Below are 16,124 nucleotides of genomic sequence, written 5' to 3'. Positions count from 1 at the left end.
CGGACTCATCATGCCTCGAGTGCTTCCGGTCTCGACCCGGCGCGGACATGTGGGGCTCATCTTACCCATCTCGCCCGAGCGTGATAACGTCCGCGGTGCTCAACTGATACGATCAATTCTTCCTTGGGATCGACAAATGACTTTGCGAGCAATTTTCGCCGCATGCGCTATTGCGGCGTCTGGGTCGCTCATGATGACAATCGACGCGCTTGGTCAGAAGCAATCGCTAAAGGATCAACTGGTTGGTACGTGGACGCTGCTCTCATGGGAGCAAAAGAAAGGTGACGGCGCCAAGGTCCAGCATTATGGGGCCGCTCCGAAGGGCGTCGCGTTCTTTGATGCGGGTGGGCGATACATCATCACAGTGATGCGCTCAGATCGAGCTAAATATGCAAGCAATACCCTGCGGCAAGGCACACCCGAGGAATACAAGGAAACCGCCGACGGCACGATAACTTACTTTGGAACGTATTCGGCAAACGAGGCAGATAGCAGCATCGCAATCCACGTGGAAGGCAGTTCTTTTCCAAACTGGAATGGCACCGAACAGAAGCGCTTTGTCGCGATTGCGGGTGACCAACTGACGCTGACCGTTCATCCCCCGGCAGGAGATATAGTTGAAGTGATTTGGAAACGAGCGAAGTGATCTGGCCGTCAAGCCTGCTTGTGGCCTAACGTCGAAGGTCCACTCGTCCGTGAGCACGCCAGCTCATTTGAGCAGGGCGGACGCCGCCCGGTTTGGCCGCCATGGGCGGCTCCTGGCCCAACCGAGACATGCGCGGTTCAAGATTGGTGCGGCGCAAATTGACCTTTGAACCCTATTTTCATGGTCGCAATTTCCTGATGTGATCTTCAATATTGCGAGCCATTTTGCTGCGACGCTTGCTCAGCGGCACCCATGATGTTGTGACTAGAACTATTAGACAGGAAGGACATCGCATGCCTTCACGCCGTCATTTCCTGACCGGCACTGTCGCGACCGGTGTCGCGCTGTCAATGCAGCATGCCGCGACAGCAGTCGCGCAGCAAAAACGAGTGATCGTCGATTCGCAGGTTCACCTGTGGCCGGCGAGCACCCCGGAAAGACCCTGGCTCCCCGGTGCCAAACCGCAGCTTCCGGAGCCCTTCACCATCGAGCGAATAATTCCCCTGATGGACGAGGCTGGCGTCGATCGCGTCGTCATCGTTCCGCCAGTGTCGCTCGAAGGCGAGCGCATCGACTATGCCCAAGAGGCGGTCAAACGATACCCGGGCCGCTTCGCCATCATGGCGCGTGTCGCTCTCGACAAGCCCGACCGCGCGGCACGGCTTGCGACCTGGCGCGACCAGCCCGGCGTGCTGGGCGTGAGGTTGAACTTCGGCCCCGGCGAAGCGGTGTGGCTGACCGACGGAACCGCGGACTGGTTCTGGCCGGCGGCGGAGAAGGCCGGCCTGCCTGTGATGTTTCTCACGTCGGGCCAGACATCGCTGTTCGCCCAGATCGCCGAACGACACCCGCAACTTACGCTCATCATCGACCACATGGGGGTCGGCGCGGGCCTGCGCCCGCGTCCTGGCTCATCGGAAAACAACGCGGTGCCGGAAGCTATCGTCCAGGCGGCGGCGCTCGCAAAATATGCGAATGTGTCGGTGAAGTTGACGTCGGTACCGCTGATTTCGACCGAGCCATATCCATTCCGTGACGTGACCCCGCATATCCACCGCCTGTTCGACGCCTACGGCCCGGAGCGCTGCCACTGGGGAACCGATGTCACCAATTCATTCGCCCGGGCCACCTACCGGCAGCGTGTGACGCAATTCACTGAGGAGCTTCCGTTCCTTACCGAAAGTGACAAGGACTGGATCATGGGTCGCGCGATCCTGGCGCGGCTTCGCTGGACGTGAACCAAGCTTGCTGCGATGCAGGCACGCCAAGGTTTCGGTTCACCTCTCCCCGCCGGAAAGAGGCGAACCTCCGTTGCCGCTCCAGCGCCGCCTGATCCCATCGCGCTTTAGCAGCCGCGGCAGATGCTCTTCAGCTTGCTGTTGAGCAGGCGGTCCTCTTCGTCCGAGGCCGCCTTGGTGTAGGGGGCGTTGCCGTGGCGCTTGTCGTCGGCAAAACCGCCGGCGCCGGTGGCGCCGCCCACGTGCATCGCGTGCCCGCCGCCATGGCCATGGCCATGGCGCGCGTCAGCCGCCGGCATAGCGACTGCAAGCAGCGCCAGCAGCAGCCCGACCGTCGTGATCGTCCGCATGTTTTCCTCCTCGTCGCGCCAAATACCGCTGACGCTGAGGCAAATCGGTGTCGGCCATCTTCACAATTTCGCGTGGCGGCAATCGGGGCAGGGGCCGGCCGGTTCCGGCCAAATACCGCCGGTGCGTCGCACATAGGCCGCCCGTGGATGGCTTCATGCCGACAATGCAGTGCTCGTCACACCAAAATGGTGTATCGGCAGGCTTGAGCGCGCGCGGGCAGCGGCCCGGCGCCACACAATCAAGATATCGCAAGACTTTGGAGGAACGTTCATGTCGGCTCTGCCACTCTCGGGCATCAAGATTCTCGACCTGACGCGGGTGCTCGCAGGCCCGCTGTCGGCCCAGATGCTGGCGGATCTCGGCGCCGAGGTCATCAAGATCGAGCGGCCCGGCGGGGGCGACGACGCCCGCGCCTTCGGCCCGCCTTATCTCACCGATCCCGAAGGCAAGCAGAACAACAACAATTCGTTCTATCTCTGCGCCAACCGCAACAAGAAGTCGGTCACCGTCAACATCGCCAAGCCGGAAGGGCAGGCGATCATCCGCGAGCTTGCCAAGACGGCCGACGTGATGATGGAGAACTACAAGGTCGGCGACCTCAAGCGCTACGGCCTCGACTACGAGACCATCAAGCAGCTCAACCCCGGCATCATCTATTGCTCGGTCACCGGCTTCGGCCAGACCGGACCTTACGCACCGCGCGCCGGCTATGACGCGATCCTGCAGGCTATGGGCGGCCTGATGAGCGTCACCGGCCATATCGACGGCGAGCCCGGCGAAGGCCCGATGAAGGTCGGCCCCTCGATCGTCGACTACATGACCGGCATGAACACCTCGATCGGTATCCTCTCGGCGCTCTACCATCGCGACGCCAACAACGGGGAAGGGCAGCATATCGACGTCTGCCTGTTCGACACCGTGATCGCGTCGCTGTCGCACTGGCTGCAGATCTACCTCGTCAATGGCAAGACCCCGCCGCGCCGCGGCACCTGGGGCAATGGCGGCATGCCGGCCGGCGTGTTCCGCTGCACCGACGGTGAGCTGATGCTGGTGGTCGGCAATGACGGCCAGTTCCAGCGCACCTGCGCCGTGCTCGGCGAGCCCGAACTCGCGAGCGACAAGCGCTTCGTCAAGAACAACGACCGCGTCGTGCACGGCAAGGAGATCATGGCGATCTTCGCCGGGCTGTTCCTGAAGCACCCGGTGGCCTACTGGCTGGAGAAGCTCGAGGAGGCCGGCGTGCCGTCGGGCCCGATCAACAATTTCGAGCAGGTGTTCAGCGATCCGCACGTGCAGTCGCGCGGCATGCGGGTGAAGGTCGATCATCCGTTCGAACCGAACCTGTCGCTGATCCGCAACGCGCTGACCTTCTCCGGCACGCCGATCACCGAATACCGCGCCCCGCCGCTGTTAGGGGCCGACACCAGGGAAGTCCTGGCGACCATCGGCTATGACGACGCCAAGGTCGAGGGGCTGAAGGCGCAGGGGATTCTGTAGGCTCGCGCGCCCTCGAGCCGCCATTCCGTCATCCTGAGGAGCGGCCACTTGGCCGCGTCTCGAAGGGTCGACGGCCCGGCCGGTGGCCGTCGATCCTTCGAGACGGCCGCTGCGCGGCCTCCTCAGGATGACGGTCAGACAGTGGAGCCCGCGCGATAACACTTCGACCGATATCGAAGCATCATTGACATCCGCCCGCTAGATTGGCGCCATCGATCCCTCATCGAAGGTGCCAATCATGAAACGGGAAGTGGTCCGCGTCGAGCCGATCTCGAGCTGGCTCGAGCGCTGGAAGGCGCCGGCATCGCCGGTCACCCGCGCCGGCAACATGGTGTTCGTCTCCGGCCTGCCGCCGTTCGATCCCGCGACCGGCGAGTTCGCCGCCGGTGCGTCGATGGAGCGGCAAAGCGAGCTGGTCATGGAGCAGCTCAAGCAATGCCTTGAGGCGGCCGGCGCCACGCTCGACAATGTGATGAAGTGCAACGTGTTCTGCACCTCGGCAAAGCACTTCACAACCTTCAACGCAGTCTATGCAAGGTACTTCCCGCACCAGCCGCCGGCGCGGATCTTCGTCTGCATCCCGGAATGGACCGGGCCGTTCGACGTCGAGATCGACTGCATCGCGATGGTGTAGGGCGCGCCGACGGAGTCTCGCATCGCGCAACAGGCTTCGCGTCACCTCGCCCCGCGTGCGGGGAGAGGTCGGATCGCATCGTGAGATGCGATACGGGTGAGGGGGAGTCTCCGCGAGTTCGGCTGCAACCGTCTGCGCGGATCGGCCCCTCACCCCAATCCTCTCCCCGCAAGAGCGGGGCGAGGAGCGCAATCCTATTGCCGGCGTTATCCGGCCTGGCTTCTTCGCGCGCGTTTCACAGATCCTGGCGCGTCAGCCGACCGTGCATCGCGACCGGCCGCGCGGCCGGCCTGCTCGGCACGTCGCCCATCGTGAGTGCCGTCACCGAGACCGTGACCACGCGGTCGATGATGCCGCGGACGTCGTCCAGGTCGCATTTGCCTTCCGACAGCCGCAGCAGGCGTTCCTTCTCGCGGATGGTGTGGTGCGCCATCGCGAGCGCGAAGTGCAGGCCCCAATAGAGCTCGGTGTCGCTGCTGGCCGGCATCGCGCGGCGCATCGCGGCGGCAAACTTGCGCAAGTGATCGACCTCGCGATTCTTGATGCGGCGGATCGGCGGCACGGATTCGATCGAGGCGCGGATCATGAAGCGCGCCGCGGTCGAGCCCTCGCGATCCGGCCCGAGGCAGCCGCGCAGGGTGGGGCCGACGAGGGCGCGCATGATGTCCTCGATCGCGGCGCGGCCGCCGCCTTTTTCCTCCGCCGCCCGCAATTCGTTGAGACGCTCGCGGTTGGTCTGGATGCTGCGGGTGACGAACAGCTCCGCGATCAATTCGTCCTTGGAGCCGAAATGATAGTTCACCGCCGCGAGGTTGACGTTCGCTTCCGCGACGATGTCGCGCAGCGTGACGTCGCCGAAGCCGCGGTCGGCATAGAGCCGCTCGGCGGCGGCGAGAATGGCGGATCGGGTCTGGTCGCTGGCCATGGCTGGGAGCCTTTCCGTTATTCCGCGGTACGCCGGGGAATGACGAAGACGACAGGGAGTTGCATTTCAAACATTTGTATGAAACTATCGTTTGAAGAGCTGGAAATGTCAATCCGCTGATCGCGGGGCAGCATTCTGGCACACCACCGCCGCTCTTCTGCGAACGCCCTTGCGAGCCGCGGAGGCGGGGTCAACAATGTCGACAAATGGCTGCGGCCCGAGTGAGCGGCCCAAGTCTAGGAAACGAGGAGCGTCCCATGGATTTCACGATGTCGCCCAAGCAGAAGGAATGGCTGGAGCGCGTTCAGGCTTTCATGAAAGCGCATGTTCGGCCCGCCGTGCCGATCTACGACAAGCAGGACGCCGAAGGCCCGCGCTGGAAGGTGATCCCGATCCTCGAGGATCTGAAGAAGAAGGCGAAGGCCGAAGGCCTCTGGAACATGTTCATGCCGCCGTCCTCGCATGAAGACGATGAATTCCATGGCGCGGGATTGACCAATCTCGAATACGCGCTGCTGTCGGAGGAGATGGGCCGCATCTCCTGGGCGTCCGAAGTGTTCAACTGCTCCGCCCCCGATACCGGCAACATGGAAGTGTTCATCCGCTACGGCACCAAGGAGCAGAAGCGCAAATGGCTGCGCCCGCTGATGGACGGCGAGATCCGCTCCGCCTTCCTGATGACCGAGCCGGCGGTCGCTTCGTCCGACGCCACCAACATCGAGACCCGCATCGAGAAGGACGGCGATCACTACGTCATCAACGGCCGCAAATGGTGGTCGTCGGGCGTCGGCGATCCCCGCTGCAAGATCGCGATCCTGATGGGCAAGACCGACTTCAACGCCGCCAAGCATCAGCAGCAGTCGCAGATCCTGGTGCCGCTCGACACCCCCGGCATCAAGGTCGAGAAGATGCTGCCGGTGTTCGGCTTCGACGATGCGCCGCACGGCCACGCCCAGGTGCTGCTCGAGAACGTCCGCGTGCCGAAGGAAAACATCCTGCTCGGCGAAGGCCGCGGCTTCGAGATCGCGCAGGGCCGGCTCGGTCCGGGCCGCATCCATCACTGCATGCGCACCATCGGCCAGGCCGAGGAGGCGCTGGAGAAGATGGTGAAGCGGCTCGCCTCGCGCACCGCGTTCGGCAAGAAGATCATCGAGCATTCGGTCTGGGAGCAGCGCATCGGCGACGCCCGCACCGACATCGAGATGAACCGTCTGCTCTGCCTCAAGGCCGCCGACATGATGGACAAGGTCGGCAACAAGACCGCGCAGGCCGAGATCGCGATGATCAAGGTCGCGGCTCCCAACATGGCGCTGAAGATCATCGACCAGGCGATCCAGGCCTATGGCGGCGGCGGCGTCTCCGACGAGGCAGGCCTCGCCCGCGCCTATGCCCACATCCGCACGCTCCGTCTCGCCGACGGTCCGGACGAGGTGCACAATCGCGCCATTGCCAGACTTGAACTTCGGAAGTATGCAAACACGTCGCACTGATCTTGCTGCGCGATCACCATTCTGAACCTCATCCTGAGGAGCCCGCAGGGCGTCTCGAAGGATGCAGGCTACAGGCGGGGCCTCATGGTTCGAGACGCGCGTTCCGCGCTCCTCACCATGAGGGTGTGACGGAGTGAACCGAAGGGAACGCATGATAGCGTTCCCCAAGAATGATTGAGGGAGCGTCATCGTGGCGGACGGCGTCAGGAAAGACGAGGAATTTTCCGGCACAAGGGAAGTCGAGGAGCGCCATCGTATCAACGAGGCCAGTCTCGACGCCTGGATGAGGGAACACGTCGAGGGTTATCAGGGCCCGCTCACGGTCCTGCAGTTCAAGGGTGGCCAGTCCAACCCGACCTACAAGCTCGAGACCCCCGGCCGCAACTATGTGATGCGGCGCAAGCCGTTCGGTAAATTGTTGCCGTCGGCGCATGCGGTCGATCGCGAGTTCCGCGTGATCGCGGCGCTTGGCAAGCAGAATTTCCCGGTCGCGAAAGCCTACGCGCTGTGCACCGACGACGCGGTGATCGGCTCGGCCTTCTACATCATGTCGATGGAAGAGGGGCGGGTGTTCTGGGATCCGACGCTGCCGACCCAGGAGCCCGACGCGCGCCGCAAGATCTTCGCCAGCAAGATCGAGACGCTGGCCAAGCTTCATCTGTTCAATCCCGAGGCGATCGGCCTCGGCGACTTCGGCAAGCCCGGCAATTATTTTGCGCGGCAGGTCGACCGCTGGACCAAGCAGTACCGCGCCTCCGAAACCCAGCACATTCCCGAATTCGAGAAGCTCGCCGAGTGGCTGCCGAAAACCGTTCCGGAGCAGAAGCGCGTCTCGATCGTCCATGGCGACTATCGCCTCGACAACATGATCTTCCACGCCACCGAGCCGCGGGTGCAGGCGGTGCTCGACTGGGAATTGTCGACGCTCGGCGATCCCATGGCTGACTTCACCTATCTGCTGATGCAGTGGACCATGCCGGGCCTCGTCAATGCCGACCTCAAGGCATTGAACATTCCGAGCCAGGATGAGGCGGCGCAGATCTACTGCGACGTGACCGGCATCCCGGTGCCCGACCTGAACTGGTATTTCTCCTACAATCTGTTCCGCTTGGCGGGCATCACGCAAGGCATCGCGGGGCGGGTGCGCGACGGCACCGCGTCGAATGCCAAGGCCCTCGAGTCGGCCAAGCGCACCGTGCCGCTGTCGCAGGCGTCTTGGGAATACGCGCAGAAGGCCGGCGCAACCTGATCCAGGAACGCGGCGCGATCCTCAGGGCTCGCGCCGCATTTCTTTTCACCTCGCCCCGCGTGCGTCGCTTGCGGGGAGAGGTCGGATCGCATGCAGCGAAGCGAAATGCGATCCGGGTGAGGGGGACTCTCCGCGAGTCCGTCCTTCACGGAGTTTGCAGAGGCAGCCCCTCACCCCAAGCCTCTAAGAGCGAGCAGGACGCCGGCGAAGCTGATGCGATGACGCGATCCTCAGGGCTCGCGCCGCCGCTGCAAAGTGCGGCATGTTTCCGCATTGTAGCGATCTGTGACTTGAGTTCGCGCTGCCGCTTTGGCAAGTCAGTCCGGTCAACGCCCGCCCTGGTCCTGATCGGACATTTTCATTTTGACCCTTTCCTCGAATCTTCGCGGCAGCCTGTTCATGGCTGCGGCCATGGCCAGCTTCACGGTCAACGACACCATCACCAAGGCGGTGTCGGCGGAGCTCAACATCGGGGAGATCCTGCTCGTCCGCGGCCTGGTCGCCATGGTGCTGGTCGCGGCGCTCGCCTGGTACCGCGACGCGCTGCGCAGCTTCCGTGCGCTGCTGATCTGGCCGGTCGGACTGCGCGTCCTTGGCGAGATCGGCGGCACGCTGACCTATCTCTCCGCGATCTCGCAGATCCCGCTCGCCAACGCCTCGGCGATCTTCCAGGCGTTGCCGCTGGTCATCACGCTCGGCGCGGCGCTGGTGTTCGGCGAGCCGGTCGGCTGGCGGCGATGGCTCGCGATATCAGCCGGCTTCATCGGCGTCCTCGTCATCGTTCGGCCGGGTGCGGAAGGCTTTAGCCAGGCTGCGCTCTTGGCGCTGGCGTCGGTCGGCTTCTGCGCGGTGCGCGATCTCGCCACCCGCCGCATCCCGAAGCACTTGCCGACCGTGTTCATCACGCTGCTCACCACCGTGACCGTAACGACGGCGGGTGCTGTCGTTCTTGTCCCGCTCGGCGGCTGGCGCCCGCTGTCCGGCAATGCGCTCGGCCTGCTCACATTCGCCGCAGTGCTGATCCTGATCGGTTACCAGTGCATCATCGTGTCGCTGCGCACAGGCGACATCTCGGCGGTGGCGCCGTTCCGCTACACCGCGCTGCCGTGGGCGATGCTGACGGGCTATCTCGCTTTCGGCCACAAGCCCGACGGTCCAATGCTCGCCGGCGCCGCGATCATCGTCGCCTCCGGCCTCTATGCCTTCTACCGCGAGCGCAAGCGCGACAAGCTGCGTCCGGCCGCGACCGGACCGGGCCTGCCGCCGGACGGGCTGTGATGCATCCGTGATCCGTAGGATGGGTGGAGCGCAGCGATACCCATCATGGCGCCGCGGATACGAGGGGATGGGTTTCGCTTCGCTCTACCCATCCCACGCAATCATTTGCAAATCACTTCGCGCAATGCGCGATCAGCCGTGCGACGAATGCGCCGCACGCCTCGAGTTGCGACATCTCGACGAACTCATCCGGCGTATGCGCCTGTGCGATCGAGCCGGGGCCGACCACGACGGAGGGCACGTCCGCCATGCTGACGAACAGGCTGGCCTCGGTGCCGAAGGCGACCTTGGCGTGGTCGTTGCGGCCGGCAAATTGCTTGGCGAGCGTGACGATCGCAGCGTCCGCCGCGGTGTCGAGCGCGGGATAATCGAGGATCTCCTCGAAGTCGATGCCGCATTCGGGATGCCGCTTGCGCATCGCTGGCTCGATCTCGGCCTTCGCCCAGGCGATGATCGCATCGGTCACTTCTCTCGACTCGGTGATGCCGATGCCGCGGCACTCGAATTCCACGGCGCAATGGTCGGGCACGATGTTCAGCGCGGCGCCGCCATGCACGATGCTGGTGAGCAGGGTCGAGTGCGGGACATCGTAGAGGCTGACTTGTTCGGCATCCGCGGCCAGCAACGCGGCGCGACGGCGGATTTCGGTGATCAGGTCGGCGGCATATTCGATGGCGTTGACGCCGTCGGGCGCGATCGAGGAGTGGCGGGCGAGCCCGCGGAACGTGGCGCGCACGCCGTGCTTGCCCTTGTGCCCGATGATCACCTGCATCTGGGTCGGCTCGCCGACGAAGCAGCCAAGCGGCTTGATCGGCTTGCGTGCGACCTCGCGCAGCATCGGCCGCACGCCGACGCAGCCGATCTCCTCGTCATAGGAGATAGCAAGATTGATCGGCGTCTTCAGATCGGCCGCGAGCATCTCGGGAACCATCGCGAGGCAGACGGCGACAAAGCCTTTCATGTCGGTGGTGCCGCGGCCGTACAGCCGCCCGTCGCGCTCGACGAGCTCGAACGGGTTGTGGCTCCAGTCCTGTCCCACAACCGGCACGACGTCGGTATGCCCCGACAGCACCAGCCCGGCCTTGTCCTCGGGGCCGATCGTGACCCACAACGAGGACTTCTGTCCGGTTTCGTCGACGATGCGCTGACTGCCGACGCCAAGCGAGGCGAGGTAGCGCTCGATGTAGTCGATCAGGGGCAGGTTGCTGCGGTCGCTGACGGTGTCGAACGCGACGAGGTCGGCCAAGAGCTTGCGGATGCGGTCGGGACGTTGATTTTGCATTGCCTGTTCGTTTGCGAGGGACTGTGCGAGGAATGACGAGTGTGCGGGCGATCCTGCCAGCGAAGTATAACAGCTGGTTGGCCTGCCGGGGCCAAGCAATATTCGGACCGTTGCCGGCGGTTATTGCAGACCCATCCTACGGCGCACGGTTGCTCGGATCCGGTCGTCTCACCCGATCGAGGGCGCGCTTCGCGGTCGTCACGAACGTGGGTCGAGATGCGGTGGACGCTGCGCGTGGTAAATCATGTCGCGAGAACGCGGATGTATGACCCGCAGCGAACCACACCTTCGATGTCGTCCCGGCGAAGGCCGGCAACTGTTATGTTGGTTTGGTCTGCAGGTACGGCTTTCGGTCTCGCATCATGGCATTGAGGACCGTGAGCAGCTTCCTGGCGACGGCGATGAGGGCGAGCTTGGCTGGTTTTCCGGCCTGTCGCAGTCGTGCATAGAAGGCCTTGAACGGATCAGCTCTGCGAACTGCGTTGAGGGCCGCCATATAAAGGGCGTCACGAATGCGCTTTCGGCCGCCCGCAATCTTGCGCTTGCCGCGGAAGGTGCCGCTGTCGACGTTGAAGGGAGCAAGGCCAGCGAGCGCTGCGAGTTGTTTCGGTCCGACCCGCCCGAGTTCCGGCATCTGCGCGATGAGCTGCATGCAGGCCACGGGACCCACGCCGGGCAGCGAACGCATTAACTTCGCATCGTCCGCGATCTGCGCTTCGGCTTTAATCAATGCGCTGATGTCGGCCTCGATCTCGGCGATCTCGCTGTCGAGGACCTCGATGAGGCGGCCGATGCGTTCGGCCATGGCGCGATCGTCGGCCTCGCTGCGCCGGTTCTTCTCCTGGGCGCGCATGAGGACCAGCTGATCCCGCCGTTTTGCAAGCCTCGCCAAGGCGCCCCGTGCAGGATCGGCGACCTGCTCGGGGGCGGGCTGCATGGCCCGCGCAAAGGCCGCCAGCATCCGCGCATCGATCGGATCGGTCTTGGCGAGTAGGCCGCTGGCCCGTGCAAAGTCGCGGGCACGGGCCGGGTTGATCCGTGCGAACTGGATCCCGGCCTGACGCAGCGCCTCGCGAAGCGCGAGGTCATAGATACCCGTCGCCTCGAAGACCACCAGCGCATCGCATTGCCAACGCGCCACCTGCTGTGTGATGGCCTGTGTCGCGTTGGCAATGCGCCTCGGCACGCCGTCAGCCTCATCAAAGATATCGAGGTGTTTCTTGGAGATGTCGATTCCGACGTAACGAAGAGCTATGATCACGGTGCCTGTCCCTGTGATGCGAGGTCTGTTGGTGCAGCCTCGTGCAACTGTTCAGGTTGATAGATGGAACGGGCGGGAGACCGAGCCGGCTCACGGCGTCAAGCGCCAAGGACCCAACGGCTTCCCGCCCACCCTCATCCTGACACACTTCCAAGACACAGGGACCCATATGTGGACGGCCCCCGTGGCACAAGAGCTTTTTGGTGAGATCGGATCGCTTGCATCCATATGTCCGGCCTGTTGAGTGCGATCGGGTCGATCGCTGGCCAAGATGGGTTGCGCGATGCGAGTTCCAAACAACCAGGCGACCTGTTGACGGCCGATGGGTCCCACGGATTGTCTCGCATCGTTGCTCGATCGATCGCTCCATCTGCTCCTGCAGCTCCGGGTCGACCGGCGAGCGAGCCCGCCGGCCGGCCAATCTGTTAGGTGGCCGGAATGGGATTCATCCGTGCCACATCGTAGCTCTCACCTGTTGCCATCAGCTTCCAGGCGATGCGGGCCACCTTGTTGGCGAGCGCCACGGCCGCAAGCTTCGGCGGCTTGCGCCGGATCAGTGCCAGCAGCCAGCGCGAGTGATGACCGCGCCCGCGCCTGGCCTGCTGGATCACCGCCGTGGCCCCGATCACCAGCAGCCGTCGCAAGTCCTCGTCGCCCGCCCGCGTAATCTTGCCGAGCCTGGTCTTGCCGCCGGTGGAATGGTCTTGAGGTGTGAGGCCGAGCCAAGCCGCAAAGTGCCGGCCGGAACGGAAGGCAAGCGGATCCGGCGTCTTCATCACCAGCATCGTCGCAATGATTGGACCGATCGAGGGAATCTGCGCCAGACGCCGACCCGTGGCATCGGATCGGTGCCAGGCCATCAGCTTGGCTTCGATCTCCCCAAGCTCGCCCTCGAGCCTGGCGTACTCGCGGCCCAGCACGACAAACAACTCGCGCGCCAGGGCGGGAAGCGTCTCGTCCTGCGCAATCCGCGCCAGCAGCGGCTCGACCTTGTCGACCCCTTTGGCTGCGATCAGGCCGAACTCCGCCGCATGGCCACGGATCGTATTGCCAAGCTGGGTGCGCCGGGCGATCAATCCATCGCGGATACCCGTCAGCATCAGCGCGGCCTGTTGCTCGGCCGTCTTGACTGGCACAAAGCGCATGCTCGGCCGGCCCATCGCTTCACACAGCCCTTCCGCATCCCGCCCGTCGTTCTTGTTCCGCATCACGTAGGGCTTCACCAGTTGCGGGGCCATCAGCTTCACCTCATGGCCGAGCTTGCCAAGCTCTCGCGCCCAATGCTGCGAGCCTCCGCAGGCCTCCATCCCGATCACCGTCGGTGGTAACTTGGCGAAGAAGTCCAGCACCTGCTTCCGCGACAGCTTCTTGCGCAACACAACCTGCTCGGCTGCATCAACCCCATGCAGCACAAAAATATGCTTCGACGTATCCATACCGATGCGGATAATCTCTCTCACGGACGGCTCCCTTGTCTGAGATTGCAACAACCTCATTCTGGCACAACTGATGCCGTAGGGGGCCGTCCACCCCATCAACCACAAATGCCGATTGTTGCGTGACGCTGGGGCCACGGCCCGTTCCAACAACACAACCCTGTGGTTATGGGTCCCGGCCTTCGCCGGGACGACGGTCGTGAATGTGGAGTCATCTGGGCCGCCGCCGGGATGACCACTGGAGACTGGCGTTGCTAGATCGGCTTGCCCGTATACGGCATCGACGCCGTCAGGCCGCCGTCGACCGGGATGGCCTGGCCGTTGACGTAGGACGCTTCATCGCTCGCCAAAAACAATCCCATCGCGGCGAGCTCGTGCGGTTGGCCGGCACGCTTGAGCGGATTGAGCTGGCCGATCTTGTCCTGGGTGCCGCGCTCCTTGGCGCGATCGAACACCGGCTTGGTCATGCCGGTCTCGATCAGGCCCGGACACACCGCATTGATGCGCACCCCGGTGCCGGAGAGCGAGTAGGCGGTGGTCTGCACCAGGCTGATGACGCCGGCCTTGCTCGCGCCGTAGGGATGTCCGCTGGCACCCGACTTCAGGCCCGCGACGGACGCGGTGCAGACGATCGAACCGGAACCTTGCTTCGTCATATGAGGGATCGAATGCTTGATCGCGAGGAACGGGCCGATCAGATTGACGCGCAGCACTTCCTGCCAATGTTCGACGGTCTGGTCGGCGAGCGGGACGAGGCCGCCGCTGACGCCGGCATTGGCCCAGATCGCATCGAGCTTGCCGTATTTCGAAACCGCCTTCTCGATGAAGGCCTTCACGTCGCTCTCCGAGCCGGCATCGGCGGTGACGGCCTCGACGGTGCCGCCGGCGTCGCGCACCAGCTTGGCGGTCTCGTTCACGCCTTCGGTGCGATCGACCGCGATCAGCTTGGCGCCTTCCCTGGTGAACAGCAGCGAGGCGGCGCGGCCGATGCCGCTGCCAGCGCCGGTGATGATGACGGATTTGCCTTCGAGGCGGCCCATGATTTTCTCCCTGTTCACGTGATCCCCGACGCGTCTGCCGCGCGACGGAATTCAAACAAAATTTCAAACGTCCGAAGCACTTGAGACGATGTGCGGCGTGACGTACAGCGAGACGGGACACTATTGAAGGGCTCATCCGATGTCCAATCCAGACAAGCCTGACGTGACGGTGACGCGGTGGTGGTGGGTTCGCCACGCGCCGGTGCGCAGCGACGGCGGCAACATCTACGGGCAAGAGGATATCGACTGCGACACCGGCGACACCCAAGTGTTCGAGGCGGTCGCCAAGATGCTGCCGCGCGATGCGGTCTGGTATTCGAGCAATTTGAAACGCACGCACAAGACCGCGGACGCGATCTGGGCTGCCGGGTTTCCAAGACCTGAAATCATGACGCAGGAACGCGACTTCGCCGAGCAGCATCTCGGCCAGTGGCAGGGTATGAACCGCGCGGCGTTTCTCGCCAGCCGTCCGCCGGGCACGGCCTGGTTCGCCGATGTCAACGAGCCCGCGCCCGGCGGCGAGAGCTACATGGATCTCTATACCCGCGTCTGCCGCACCATCGTGCGGATCACCGCCGCGGAAGCGGGCAGGAATATCATCGCAGTCGGCCATGGCGGCGTCATCAAGGCCGCGGTCGGTCTGGCGCTTGGCGGCCAGCCGGACCGCGGATTGTCCTTCGACATCGACAACGTCTCGGTGACGCGGCTCGATCACATCGCGAGCGCCGGCCTGTCGACCTGGCGGCTGCCGATGGTGAACCAGCAGCCGTGGATTGCCGATCCGCGCCACGCCGCGATGCATCAGCCGTCCGGGCCGGAAGTCAGGCCGGCGAGCAAGCTTGCGTGATCGCTGCTATCGCAACCCCGCGACGCTGCTTAAGCTCAACGCAGAATTCAAACACCGCAACATCAGGGAGAGAAACATGACCTTGTTCGACATGAAGGGAAAAGTCGCCGTCATCACCGGCTCGACGCGCGGCATCGGACGCGCGATCGCCGAGCGCATGGCCGAGCACGGCGCCAAGGTCGTGATCTCCTCGCGCAAGGCTGACGTCTGCGAGCAGGTGGCGAAGGAGATCAACGACAGCTACGGCAAGGGCACCGCGGTTGCGATCGCGGCCAACATCTCGTCGAAGGAAAACCTGCAGAACCTGGTCGATGAGAGCAACCGCGCCTTCGGCAAGATCGACGTGCTGGTCTGCAACGCGGCGTCCAATCCTTACTACGGTCCGCTCGCCGGCATCTCCGACGATCAGTTCCGCAAGATCCTCGACAACAACATCGTCGCCAACAACTGGCTGATCTCGATGGTGGTGCCGCAGATGATCGAGCGCAAGGACGGCTCGATCATCATCGTGTCCTCGATCGGCGGCCTGAAGGGCTCGACCATCCTCGGCGCCTACGCGATCTCCAAGGCCGCCGACATGCAGCTCGCGCGCAACCTCGCCTGCGAATACGGCAAGCACAATATCCGCGTGAATTGCATCGCGCCGGGCCTGATCAAGACCGACTTTGCCAAGGCGCTGTGGGACAATCCGGACAATCTGAAGGCCTCGACCGCACGCTCGCCGCTGCTGCGGATCGGCGTGCCGGACGAGATCGCGGGCGCCGCCGTGATGATGGGCTCGCGCGCCGGCGACTTCATGACCGGCCAGACCATCGTGATCGACGGCGGCGCGACGATCAGCTGACGCCGACGTCGCCGAGGTCGCGATTTGTCGTCATGGCCGGGCTTGTCCCGGCCATCCACGTCGTCCTTCGCGACCCCAAAGACGTGGATGCCCGGGACAAGCCCGG

15 protein-coding genes are annotated in these 16,124 nt (G+C 64.0%); 9 read left to right on the top strand and 6 right to left on the bottom strand.

Features of this window, described 5'->3' with window-relative positions; genetic code table 11:
* Window positions 1-190: 190 nt before the first annotated feature.
* Both XI02_RS26975 and XI02_RS26970 read left to right on the top strand, forming a co-directional pair.
* The gene (locus XI02_RS26975) at window positions 191-646 is read left to right on the top strand and encodes a lipocalin-like domain-containing protein (protein WP_018272174.1); all 456 of its coding nucleotides are present in this window, start codon (window positions 191-193) and stop codon (window positions 644-646) included.
* Between the two features lie 350 nt (window positions 647-996).
* Complete coding sequence (locus XI02_RS26970; protein ID WP_063709302.1) at window positions 997-1,884, top strand: amidohydrolase; 888 nt, start codon at window positions 997-999, stop codon at window positions 1,882-1,884.
* Between the two features lie 107 nt (window positions 1,885-1,991).
* Here the strand turns inward: XI02_RS26970 and XI02_RS26965 are convergent, their stop codons facing one another.
* Window positions 1,992-2,234, bottom strand: a complete 243-nt coding sequence (locus XI02_RS26965) for a hypothetical protein (protein WP_018272172.1) — start codon at window positions 2,232-2,234, stop codon at window positions 1,992-1,994.
* A 271-nt stretch (window positions 2,235-2,505) separates the two neighbouring features.
* Between XI02_RS26965 and XI02_RS26960 the strand changes: the two genes are divergently transcribed.
* Window positions 2,506-3,732: a CaiB/BaiF CoA-transferase family protein gene (locus tag XI02_RS26960; protein WP_018272171.1), complete on the top strand. Its 1,227-nt coding sequence runs from the start codon at window positions 2,506-2,508 to the stop codon at window positions 3,730-3,732.
* Window positions 3,733-3,970: 238 nt separating this feature from the next.
* Window positions 3,971-4,366 carry a RidA family protein gene (locus XI02_RS26955; RefSeq protein WP_028339340.1) on the top strand — a complete coding sequence of 132 codons (396 nt, stop codon included), beginning with the start codon at window positions 3,971-3,973 and terminating at the stop codon, window positions 4,364-4,366.
* Window positions 4,367-4,601: 235 nt separating this feature from the next.
* On the opposite strand, the gene XI02_RS26950 is transcribed toward XI02_RS26955, so the two are convergent.
* Window positions 4,602-5,291 carry a TetR/AcrR family transcriptional regulator gene (locus tag XI02_RS26950; RefSeq protein ID WP_038380482.1) on the bottom strand — a complete coding sequence of 230 codons (690 nt, stop codon included), beginning with the start codon at window positions 5,289-5,291 and terminating at the stop codon, window positions 4,602-4,604.
* A 257-nt stretch (window positions 5,292-5,548) separates the two neighbouring features.
* Between XI02_RS26950 and XI02_RS26945 the strand changes: the two genes are divergently transcribed.
* From XI02_RS26945 to XI02_RS26935, 3 genes are all read left to right on the top strand, one after another.
* Window positions 5,549-6,781 carry an acyl-CoA dehydrogenase family protein gene (locus XI02_RS26945; RefSeq protein WP_038380481.1) on the top strand — a complete coding sequence of 411 codons (1,233 nt, stop codon included), beginning with the start codon at window positions 5,549-5,551 and terminating at the stop codon, window positions 6,779-6,781.
* 190 nt (window positions 6,782-6,971) lie between these two features.
* Window positions 6,972-8,030, top strand: a complete 1,059-nt coding sequence (locus tag XI02_RS26940) for a phosphotransferase family protein (RefSeq protein ID WP_018272167.1) — start codon at window positions 6,972-6,974, stop codon at window positions 8,028-8,030.
* 363 nt (window positions 8,031-8,393) lie between these two features.
* The gene (locus XI02_RS26935; protein ID WP_038380480.1) at window positions 8,394-9,308 is read left to right on the top strand and encodes a DMT family transporter; all 915 of its coding nucleotides are present in this window, start codon (window positions 8,394-8,396) and stop codon (window positions 9,306-9,308) included.
* A gap of 112 nt (window positions 9,309-9,420) precedes the next feature.
* Here the strand turns inward: XI02_RS26935 and argE are convergent, their stop codons facing one another.
* The 4 genes from argE to XI02_RS26915 form a co-directional block, all read right to left on the bottom strand.
* Entirely contained in the window at window positions 9,421-10,590 is a 1,170-nt protein-coding gene (argE, locus tag XI02_RS26930; protein WP_018272165.1) for an acetylornithine deacetylase, read from the bottom strand.
* 319 nt (window positions 10,591-10,909) lie between these two features.
* Window positions 10,910-11,851 carry a transposase gene (locus tag XI02_RS26925; protein WP_172646541.1) on the bottom strand — a complete coding sequence of 314 codons (942 nt, stop codon included), beginning with the start codon at window positions 11,849-11,851 and terminating at the stop codon, window positions 10,910-10,912.
* 425 nt (window positions 11,852-12,276) lie between these two features.
* On the bottom strand, window positions 12,277-13,311 hold the full coding sequence (locus XI02_RS26920) for an IS110 family transposase (protein ID WP_194483232.1): 1,035 nt from the start codon (window positions 13,309-13,311) through the stop codon (window positions 12,277-12,279).
* Window positions 13,312-13,541: 230 nt separating this feature from the next.
* The gene (locus XI02_RS26915) at window positions 13,542-14,327 is read right to left on the bottom strand and encodes an SDR family NAD(P)-dependent oxidoreductase (RefSeq protein WP_038380474.1); all 786 of its coding nucleotides are present in this window, start codon (window positions 14,325-14,327) and stop codon (window positions 13,542-13,544) included.
* Between the two features lie 139 nt (window positions 14,328-14,466).
* Here XI02_RS26915 and XI02_RS26910 point away from each other — a divergent pair, with 139 nt between their 5' ends.
* Together XI02_RS26910 and XI02_RS26905 are read left to right on the top strand one after the other, a co-directional pair.
* A complete protein-coding gene (locus tag XI02_RS26910; RefSeq protein ID WP_018272163.1) occupies window positions 14,467-15,174 on the top strand; it encodes a histidine phosphatase family protein in 708 nt (235 codons plus the stop codon).
* Window positions 15,175-15,250: 76 nt separating this feature from the next.
* Entirely contained in the window at window positions 15,251-16,018 is a 768-nt protein-coding gene (locus XI02_RS26905; protein WP_026192903.1) for an SDR family NAD(P)-dependent oxidoreductase, read from the top strand.
* Window positions 16,019-16,124: the final 106 nt, after the last annotated feature.

Origin of the sequence: Bradyrhizobium sp. CCBAU 21365 (assembly GCF_015291305.1) — a bacterium.
GTDB classification, from domain to species: domain Bacteria; phylum Pseudomonadota; class Alphaproteobacteria; order Rhizobiales; family Xanthobacteraceae; genus Bradyrhizobium; species Bradyrhizobium elkanii.
This window is presented reverse-complemented; position numbering and strand designations above follow the sequence as displayed.